This is a genomic window from Francisella sp. SYW-9 (assembly GCF_008711465.1).
In the GTDB taxonomy this organism is placed as follows: Bacteria; Pseudomonadota; Gammaproteobacteria; order Francisellales; family Francisellaceae; genus Francisella.
In genome coordinates this window covers 39,618-49,474 of sequence record NZ_VXKQ01000013.1, presented here as the reverse complement: position 1 = coordinate 49,474, position 9,857 = coordinate 39,618, and the positions used below count along the sequence as shown (strand labels likewise).

Here is a 9,857-nt window from a genome sequence, read left to right as displayed (position 1 = left end):
TTAACTACAGAACTATTTGATTATTTATGTGAATATAAAACTAGTATAAGCTTAGTTGTTAGATAATGATTTATATAGAAAATAAGGCACTGTCACAACTATTTAGAAATTTACTAGAATAAAAAGTTAATTAGTTTAGATATAATGTGACATAGAGAGTTTATGATCTTCCAGCTGAGAACTGAAGATTCGAGTAATTTTAATAATATCTTCCTTCGAAAAATTTTTTAGTTTATCTGAGTTAACCAAAGCAAATATACTTATTTCATAAGGCTTATTTTTACCTAATACGTTATATACTATAGATGAAAAATTTATAGAAGTTATCATATATTTTGCTTTATTGCTATTAGCATATTGTTTTATTCTTTCTGACTTTATATAACCTATATAAAATGATAGTCTAGAATCTTTCGTTGTATCTTTATCGGCATTATCTATATTGATACTTTCAATAACTTTTCCATCCTTCATACATATTAAATTGTTATCTGACATTGTTATAGAGTCATATTCTTGTCTATTTTTATTAAAATAATATAAATCATTTATAAAATTAACATCTTCAGGGTGTAGATGAGATATTATATGAAAATCAGCTTTAATCTCTTCAATTGTAAGCTTTTTAAAGTACTTCCCGGGGCTATCTACCAATGAGATTTCCAGCTTAGTAGAATCATTAACTATTAAACCAGCAATCTTTGAAATTACCCTATACTTTACGGAAAACTTAGGATGAAAAATTGATATATACATCCTAAAAGCACTACTGATATTCATATTTTTAATAAACTTCAACAGGAGCTGATGAAGAAGTAAATAAATACATAGAGTTAAATAAACTCTCATCAAATTTAATTCCTTTCATTTTAGAAAATACCAATTAATTATCTTATCAGATAATAGTACTATATATTAAAATAATAATCAATAGTTAAAAGTAGGACTGTCCCAAAATAAATTTATTTTTCTTAATGATATTCATGAGTAGGCACTGTTGTAGGTTCTGTCGCAAACTGATAGTAGCATGAATTTATAGTATAATTTTATCACAGATTTTATTTCAAAATATAAATGATAGATTTCACAGGTAGGCACTTTACCAAATTATTGATACTTCAAGCAGTCAGATGGTATTTATCATATCCGTTAAGTTATAGACAAGTAGAAGAGTTAATGGAAGAGCGAGGAGTTAAGGTAGACCATAGTACCATCAATCGTTGGGTTATCAAATATGCTAAAGAGTTAGAGATAGTTTTTAGTAATAGTTTTAGAAAATATGGTAGCTATATAAGCTGGAAGATGGATGAAACCTACCTTAAGCTTAAAGGTAAAGATGTTTATTTATATAGAGCTATAGATAAATATGGAGATACTTTAGAGTTTATGGTTAGTGAGAAAAGAGATGAAAAAGCTGCACGTAAATTCTTTAAAAAAGCCATTGGCAAGCATGGTCTACCAGAGAAAGTGAATGTAGATAAATCTGGTGCTAATGAGGCTGCATTACTGACTATCAATATCTTTCTATTCTTGCTTGGCATATGGTTAACTCATAGTATTGAAATTAGACAAAATAAATATTTAAATAATTTGATAGAGCAGGATCATAGAAATATTAAAAGATTGACTCGACCCATGATGGGATTTAAGTCTTGGGACTCTATGGAGTCTACTATTGCTGGTTATGAATTAATAAATATGATTAGAAAATGTCAGCACATTAATGCTGAAAATATGACTATTTGGGATCAATTCTATTCTATAGCAGCATAACTGTATCTAGAGCATACTAATTTTATGAAAATTGTCACTGATTTAAATATTTGCGACAGAACCTAATATTTCGCTTATTATACTTTCAATATTAGAAAACTTAGAATAATTCAAAACCTTCTCATAATGGAATATTCTGTTTCTAAAACTCAATATCAATTGTAACTTATGATAAAAATCTGATTTTGAAAAGTTAAAATCTTTGCCAAATATTTTTTTTAGGTGCTTTTTCTCTAGAGAAAAACCTGTTTTATGAGGACTCAGTAAATTAACCCAAAATCCAAAATTAAGCTCAGGAACAAGTGATGCATTAGATACTTTTTTATTACTTTTAATTAGCTTTTCTACTTTTTTTGATACGATAAAACTACAGTTACCTAAATGTTTAAAATCCATTAGCCAATCTTTTTCATATGAGGTAAAGTAATCATTTAACTTATTTCTTAAACCTACTTCTATAAAAGATAATGATATATAAAAACTATTTGAATAGATTAAATTTTTCTTATATTCATCAAAAGATGAATAATTACTTAAACGATGGCTACTAAGTATATCTTCCATAAAGTCTAATTCATTCCATAACATCCGTTTATTATATAACATTTTGACAAATTATTTTTTTATAGTATCATTAATGGGTAAACCTACTGTCAGTCTCTTAATTGAGCGAGTAGGTGAGCCTTTTAAAAAAATTTCATTAATGATCTCCTATTCTAATCAGTCAATGCAAGCTCAAAATCATTAACTGATGATTGAATAGCCTCTTTGAATAAGTTGTCATAATCACCCTTCTTTATCCTAAAAAAGGTTCTCTCTTTTATATTATGTTTAACTATTATTGCTTTATTGCTTAAACCTTTATTCAAATCATCTTTAACAGCAAATACTGTTTCTTTATCTATTTTTGCTGGTCGTCCCACCTTTTTAGGCTTGGCAATATAATCAAATAAATCTAATTGTACTATATTTTTACTCACAGTTTTAAAAACCTATAAAAAGTAGCTCTAGATATTTTTAAGGACTTACATATATCATTTATAGTCATGCTACGATCCTTATGCATCTGTTTTGCAGTTAGAATTCTAGGATCTTTAGAATCTAGAGGTTTACGTCCTCCTTTTCTTCCCCTAGCCCTAGCAGCATCTAGCCCTATTCTTGTTCTTTCTTGAATAAGTCTTCTCTCAAATTGAGATAGTGAAGAAAATATATTAAATACTAATTCGCCTGAAGCTGTTGTCGTATCTATTGCTCCATCACTTATAGACTTAAATGATATCCCTCTACTTCTTAAGTCTTCAACCAATAATATTAGATGAGACATTGATCTACCTAATCTATCAATTCTCCATACAACAAGCGTATCACCTGATTCTAATATTTCTAAACAATTATCTAATCCAGGTCGTTTCGATCTAACCCCTGTTATCTTATCTGTAAAAATATATTTAGATTTACAACCTACTTTTTTAAGCTCATTAATTTGAGAAGATAGATCTTGATCTCTAGTACTAACTCTAGCATATCCTACTAATTTTGACATTATGTATTAAAAATAACCGTTATATTGAGTATTTAAGACTATAATTAGAAAGATGTCAATATAAGACATTTTTTATACCCATTTACTAGATCTCAGAGATTTAAAAAAAGTGTCTTAAAAAAGGACCCAAAAATAAGACTTCAACTATTAATAATATTTATCATCAAAACACTATATATTTCTCAAGCTAAATAAAATTTCTTAAACTATTGCATCACAGTTAACTTTATTATAGTATTAATAGCATATTTGTTAACCTTAATTATTAAAAGGTGCTTTATGCTAAAAGTTAGCGAAATAAAAATATCAGAACTATTACGATATACAAAAATATCAAAAACCGCTATACATAAATACTTTAAGGCTTTAGACTCCGGTGTAACCTATACAAATAATAGAATAACGGGACTATCTCCAGAGGCTACGGAAGTATTCTTAAATAAGCAAACATCTTTTAAGTTTAGCAAACCATCAATAACATTGTCTGCGAATCTATGTGGTGGAGTTGGTAAAACTTCTTCCGTATATAGCTTAGCATCCGCGTTACGAAGAGTAACAGGAGTTGAAGAACATCCTATAATTCTGATAGATGGAGACTCACAAGCTAGCTTTACACATATAGTATGTGGTGAAAGAGCAAGTGATGATGAACCTATACTTATTGATTATATTGAAAATAAAGCTTCTATACATGACATATTAAATGACTTGGGAAATGGTATTTATTTTATAAAAAGTAATTTAAACTCAGCATACCTAGATAAAGCACTAAATAAGCCTTCAGATATAAAAAAAGCAATGAGGAATCTTTATTTAGATATATTTAACACATTAGGTCATAATGCAAAAATATTCCAAGATCATACGCCTCAACTATCAAATTTATTTGCTTCATCTATATCAGCACTATATCAAATGCCTGAAGATGTAATCTGCAATGTAATGATTCCTATAAGATCTGATGATTTCGCATTAAGAGGGGCAAAATATATTATAAATGAGATTACTGATTTGGTAGAAACATATTCCTTTGATGAAACCAAGGTAAATATCCATTGTTTCTTTTCAGCTCTTGACAGAAGAATATCTACATCAGGTGAAGCTCTTAAGGTTGCGATGTCTGATGAAACAATTAGCAATTACTTATGTCCAGTGGTAATAAGATATTCATCTGAAATACCAAAGAGCATAATGGCTCGTAATAATATTTTTTCTACTGGAAGAAGTAATAATGCAACAGATGATTATCAAGATCTTTTACAATACATATTTAACTAAGGATTATTTTTATGGCTGATCTTAAAGAAATTGCACAAAAATATAATATTGAACAAAATTCTCAACCTAAAAGCAAATCAAACAATTCAGAAGCTGTAAATAGAAATAAAAAAAGAGTTTGGTTAGAAGATAAAATCGTTGAAAGTGTCACATTAGTTGACCCTAACGATATATGTAATTGGGAATATCATGATAGACCAGAATCTGAAATAGGAAACATACAAGCATTAGCTGATGAATTTCTAAAAATTGGACAACAACAACCATGTATTGTTAGACCTACTAATATTGGTAATTCAAGATACAAATATGAACTTATAGTAGGTGAACGACGTTGGAGAGCATCATTATTAGCAAATATAGAGTTAAAGGTAATAATCAAAGATTTAAGCGATACTGATTCAGCATTAGCACAAGCCGCGGAAAATGATAACAGAGTTGATTTATCTGATTTTTCCAAAGGTATGAGCTATTCAAAATTAATCAATGATGGAATAATAAAACAAAACGATTTAATTGAGAAACTAGGCAGAAGTAAACAGTATGTATCTGCCCTACTATCTTATTCTAAAATTCCTGAATCTATCTTTATTGCTATTGGTGATTTTAGTAAGGTTTCAAGTAGAACTGCTGAAACCATAAAGAGATTATCTGCAAAAGGTGATGAATATATAAATATAATATTAAAGAAAGTAGATTCTATAAGAGAAGGACAAATGGGTCATTCAAAATTAACCGAATATGTAGAAAAACAGCTTGATAATAATAATTTAACAAATAAGAATGCTACAAAAAAAATAGTCTCAAATAATGGAAGACATTTATTTACTATCAGGAAAGATAACAATAATCTTTCTTCTGTGCACTTTCCCAAAGATATATCGTTGCTTTTACAATCTAACAAGATAGATAATGAAAAGTTTAATAATTATATTATGGAGTTTTTAAATAATGAATTACAAAATATAAAATAATCCGCCCCGGCGGACATATACAAAAAAGGCCACTTGCCGGTGACCTTTAATGCGGTTAACTAGAATAGAATAACCTCTGAACAAATTTATTTTAATCTAGTTGACTCCTAATTGCAAACATTTTTAAGTTATAAGGAGTTATAACTATGGCTACTATATTTCATGAAGGACGTAAAATACTACGTTCAGAAATTGGAAATCACAATTATGCTGAAATAGCAGACTTACTATTTTTTAGAATTCAAATATCAAAATATAGAGAGAAAAATGGAGATACTTTCTTTTTATTGCCTAATATTGAATATTTAGTTGAAGAAACAGGTATTAAGAAAAGAACATGTGAAAGAGCACTTACAGAACTAGTTAAGAATGGTTTTATATCTAAATCAAAAACTAGATGCTATGATGGGGCTGTAAGACTTAAAATATTTATCACTAGCAAATTCCAAGCACTAATGGATTATATTAACTCGTTAGTAAGTAAACCATCAACTGAAAATAAAACTCAAAATATTAATGTTAACACTGAGTCTAAAGCTAGTGATTATATGGCGGAATCAGACTTCGCCACCGAGGCGGAATCTATTATAAAAGAAGAAGATATAAAAGATAATAATATTAACAATATGGATAATAAGTATAAAGATATTGTTAAAAATGTTAATTTTTCTTATGAAGATAAATATACATATCAATTAGTAGACTTATTATCTGATAAATATAAGTTAGACTGCAATGCGGTTTTATTTGCTTTAATAGAACTAAATGAATCAGGGTTATATAAATGCAAGAATAAGTTAATAGATGATGCTATTAAAGTTGCAAAAAGAACTTGTAATAGTGAGGATGTATTACCTAAAGGAGAAATCTTTAACTCATACAAAGCAATTGAAGTAGCTGAAGATGTAAGACATACTGTTTTAACTGCTAGACAACAATTAGCAATACATCAGATGCTTAATTACCTGAATAATAAAGGTAAAGCAGTAATTTCTAATATAAAAGAAGTATTCTCTTGGATAGAGTTTCAAATTACTAATCCAGAATATCAATTTAAAGGTTTAGGGTTTAAACACTGTTTGAATATTATTAGAAATCTATTGTGTGATTCTAGTAAGCAACAGTACGCTAAACCAGTAGGGTTTAAAAGTTTCCGTGAACAAAAAAGTCTTGATAAAATGTTTGTAGATATTGTTAGATAATTTAAATAAAATTGTATGCTTAAGCCTTTATAAAAATAGTAATTTAGATGATGAATATAATTTTAGATTTTTGTAAATCTTTCATAATTTTTTTTAAGAACTTATTTGAAGGATCATATAAATGGATTGGTGATGATGAAATAGACGGGGAACTATATATAAAATACTCTATCCGCTTTAAGATGGTAGATAAATCTAAACCTGTATCATTCTTTGCTCAAAATCCAGATGAAGTGAATAAGTTTATTAGAGAAGATAGGGATAATATAATGAGAAAAGTTATATTATTTCAATATGAGAATGGTGAAGATATAAGAATTAAGGATAAAAACTTTAATTTTAAAAATAAGTATATAGTTTTTCCAATTCTTATTGGACTATCAATTTGTGCTTACGATTTTACAATGTTTGCAAGCCATAGAATGATAATGTTTTTTGGGTTTGATATGCCTGGCGGTGCTGCATCATTTCCTCTTGTATATTTTATTGCTAATATTATACAAGAGGTATATGGATATAAAAGAATTAGGCAATTATTGTGGGTTATAATAATAACTCAGATAGCTATACTCTGTATGTCATTGATAACATTGTATTTTTTACCTGCACAAGAAATACCAATGCCAATATATAATATACTTCATAGAGTTTCTCCAAATATGACTCATGATCAGATGTATTCTATATATTCAGGATTATATAATTTCATATTAGGTCAAAATATACGGAATGTTATTGTTAATTTATTTGCTATATTTTTAGGGTTGTTTGCAAATGCATATATATTTGGTCATTTAAAGAAGATGACTAATGGTAAGCTTTTATGGTTTAGAACTATAGGAGCTACATGTATAGGTGAATTTGTATTTACTTTAATATTTGTCTTAGGAGCATTTTGGGGGCAATTTCATAATATGACTTTAATGCATATGCAAATAGACTTACTTATTTTTAAAGTACTTTATGAAGTGCTTTCAATTTTCATCACATATATAGCTTGTTGGGGCATTAAGAAAATAGAAGGAATAGAAATTATTGATTTTACTACCTCATATAATCCTTTTAAATTTTGGGATTTAGATTATAGTAATAAAGATATAATTTATAAGAAATGAGTAGAAGGATAATTAATGAACTTTAATAATGTAGCTAAAGATTATGAAAAATTTTCGATTACACAAAATGATGCATCTAAGAGATTGTTGAATTTAATTGGTGATAGCAAATATAATAATATATTGGATGTAGGATGCGCATCAGGAGTCAATACAAATATGCTACTCAATTATCTCCAGGATGATGGAAAATATTATGGTATTGATCCTTCAAAAGAGATGATTGAATTAGCTAAAGAAAAACATAAAGATATTTATAATTTCATATGCTCAACATATGAAGGTTTCGAGACACTAAATAAATATGATCTTATATTTTGTAATTCAGTTTTTTACTTTTTCAAAAATAAACAAATATTCTTTGATCAGAGTAATAATATTTTATCTTTAGATGGAACTATAGCTATTCAGGCCCAGACAAGACTTTGTAAACTATTTTATGAAGCAATAGAAAATGTGAAGTCCTGTAACTCATTAAAACATCAAATGGAAGACTTTGTTTTTCCAGCTAATTTAATAAGTGAAAAAGAATTTTTAAATATATTGAGTCAACAAAATTACTTTAGTGTAAAAATGTTTAATTTTCATATAGATTATCATACTGTTTCAATAGATAAAGCAATGGATATTTTTAGATCAGGTCCAGCAATACCATGTCTATCTGATAAAGCGTATAAAGTAAAGCCGACAGAAAGTTTTAAAGAACAATTTCTTAAGGAAATAAAAAGTTACCTGAACAAGAATTCAAATAATGGAAAAGTTACTTTAGATTCTCCAAGAGTTTATATTGTACTTAAAAGAGAAACTAATTTGGAGTAGATATTGATAGGAAATATCCAAGTTTTAAATGGTTATCATTTTTAATAATTGGTTTGGCAAAAATATCATCTAGAGTTAAATAAAGTTTATTTTGTTTTATAGACTCCTTACACAGGAAAACATTTGAATTTGTTTTATCATAGTAAATAGTTTTTTGTCTATTATTAGATCTTTCAGTTGTTAAGAATACTTTAAAGTAGCTAGTTTTATTTTCAAAAAACATATCTCCAAATGATTCTATACATAATTGGTTGGAATCATTAAATTTTGATTTTGTTTTTCTATATATATTTTTTATAGATAATTTAAAATCTTCAGTATATACATTATAAATATCTCTTTTATATAAAAGAGGTATTTTGTTAAAAGAAATATTATTCTCTATATCTTTAATATTAACAGGTTCAATTCCTCTCATTTGATCAACAGTTATTCCAAAAAAATCAGATAGTTTCTTAATTGTTGAATCATTCGGAGTATTTGATAGTCCATAAAGTATAGAATTTATAGTTTCTCTTGCAATCCCTGACATCTCAGATAATTTATAATCATTTATACCACAGTAAGTCATTATGTTTTCAAGATGAGATGAAAATGAGAAATCATTATTAACGCCAAGTAATTCATTAATTGATACATCGAAAAAATCAGCAAGTGGTTGTAGCGTTATTTCTCTTGGATTAGATCTATCTCCTCTTATGATTAGTCCTAAAGTCTGGCTTCTCATATTAACTTTTTTAGCTAGCTCTGAAACATTTTTTATTCCATTTTCTAGCATAAGTTTTTTTATATTTTCTGATAGTGCCGAAGACATGTTTTTAGATCATAGATATTAAATAGGTTGTTTATTCTTATAAATTATATTATTTATATAGTTTCTTAAAAATAGTTTATTTTTGTTTCAAAAGTAGTTTGAAAGTGTTATTATTTAATTAGTTTAAAAATGTTTCAATAATGCAAATGCCAAAAAAAGGGATAAAGAGTTTAAAAAAAGCAAGACCATCAAGGGTTGCAATACCAACAGATCTGCATTTATGGCTTAGAAGACGTGCAGCACAGGAAGGCGAATTTATCCAAGATATTGTTGCTAATTCTATTAAGTACTATAGAAAAATGGTTGAAAAAGAAGAAGGTTAGTAGCTATGACAACTAA

At 27.4% G+C, this 9,857-nt stretch carries 12 protein-coding genes; 7 read left to right on the top strand and 5 right to left on the bottom strand.

Annotated elements, in window-relative coordinates; translation table 11 throughout:
- Positions 1-135 precede the first annotated feature (135 nt).
- Complete coding sequence (locus F3D62_RS07530; protein ID WP_150467642.1) at positions 136-756, bottom strand: hypothetical protein; 621 nt, start codon at positions 754-756, stop codon at positions 136-138.
- 318 nt (positions 757-1,074) lie between these two features.
- Here F3D62_RS07530 and F3D62_RS07525 point away from each other — a divergent pair, with 318 nt between their 5' ends.
- Positions 1,075-1,773, top strand: coding sequence for an IS6 family transposase (locus F3D62_RS07525; protein ID WP_150467641.1), 699 nt, complete (start codon positions 1,075-1,077; stop codon positions 1,771-1,773).
- A gap of 42 nt (positions 1,774-1,815) precedes the next feature.
- Here F3D62_RS07525 and F3D62_RS07520 read toward each other — a convergent pair whose 3' ends face one another.
- The 3 genes from F3D62_RS07520 to F3D62_RS07510 form a co-directional block, all read right to left on the bottom strand.
- Entirely contained in the window at positions 1,816-2,337 is a 522-nt protein-coding gene (locus F3D62_RS07520) for a hypothetical protein (protein WP_150467640.1), read from the bottom strand.
- Between the two features lie 152 nt (positions 2,338-2,489).
- Positions 2,490-2,753, bottom strand: coding sequence for a hypothetical protein (locus F3D62_RS07515; protein WP_150467639.1), 264 nt, complete (start codon positions 2,751-2,753; stop codon positions 2,490-2,492).
- Positions 2,750-3,316 (bottom strand): recombinase family protein, encoded by a 567-nt coding sequence (locus tag F3D62_RS07510; protein WP_150467638.1) that lies wholly within the window; start codon positions 3,314-3,316, stop codon positions 2,750-2,752. The genes F3D62_RS07515 and F3D62_RS07510 overlap by 4 nt, the downstream gene beginning before the upstream one ends.
- 279 nt (positions 3,317-3,595) lie before the next feature.
- On the opposite strand from F3D62_RS07510, the gene F3D62_RS07505 reads away from it, so the two are divergent.
- From F3D62_RS07505 to F3D62_RS07485, 5 genes are all read left to right on the top strand, one after another.
- Positions 3,596-4,594: a ParA family protein gene (locus tag F3D62_RS07505; protein ID WP_150467637.1), complete on the top strand. Its 999-nt coding sequence runs from the start codon at positions 3,596-3,598 to the stop codon at positions 4,592-4,594.
- An 11-nt stretch (positions 4,595-4,605) separates the two neighbouring features.
- Positions 4,606-5,568, top strand: a complete 963-nt coding sequence (locus F3D62_RS07500; RefSeq protein WP_150467636.1) for a ParB/RepB/Spo0J family partition protein — start codon at positions 4,606-4,608, stop codon at positions 5,566-5,568.
- A 146-nt stretch (positions 5,569-5,714) separates the two neighbouring features.
- A complete protein-coding gene (locus tag F3D62_RS07495) occupies positions 5,715-6,770 on the top strand; it encodes a hypothetical protein (RefSeq protein WP_150467635.1) in 1,056 nt (351 codons plus the stop codon).
- 47 nt (positions 6,771-6,817) lie between these two features.
- Positions 6,818-7,885 carry a VUT family protein gene (locus tag F3D62_RS07490; RefSeq protein WP_150467634.1) on the top strand — a complete coding sequence of 356 codons (1,068 nt, stop codon included), beginning with the start codon at positions 6,818-6,820 and terminating at the stop codon, positions 7,883-7,885.
- A gap of 15 nt (positions 7,886-7,900) precedes the next feature.
- On the top strand, positions 7,901-8,704 hold the full coding sequence (locus F3D62_RS07485; protein WP_150467633.1) for a class I SAM-dependent methyltransferase: 804 nt from the start codon (positions 7,901-7,903) through the stop codon (positions 8,702-8,704).
- On the opposite strand, the gene F3D62_RS07480 is transcribed toward F3D62_RS07485, so the two are convergent.
- Positions 8,691-9,518 (bottom strand): helix-turn-helix transcriptional regulator, encoded by an 828-nt coding sequence (locus F3D62_RS07480; protein ID WP_150467632.1) that lies wholly within the window; start codon positions 9,516-9,518, stop codon positions 8,691-8,693. The two genes, F3D62_RS07485 and F3D62_RS07480, sit on opposite strands and share 14 nt — an antisense overlap.
- Positions 9,519-9,664: 146 nt before the next feature.
- Between F3D62_RS07480 and F3D62_RS12750 the strand changes: the two genes are divergently transcribed.
- Positions 9,665-9,841, top strand: coding sequence for a hypothetical protein (locus F3D62_RS12750; RefSeq protein ID WP_191092561.1), 177 nt, complete (start codon positions 9,665-9,667; stop codon positions 9,839-9,841).
- The last annotated feature ends 16 nt before the right edge of the window (positions 9,842-9,857 follow it).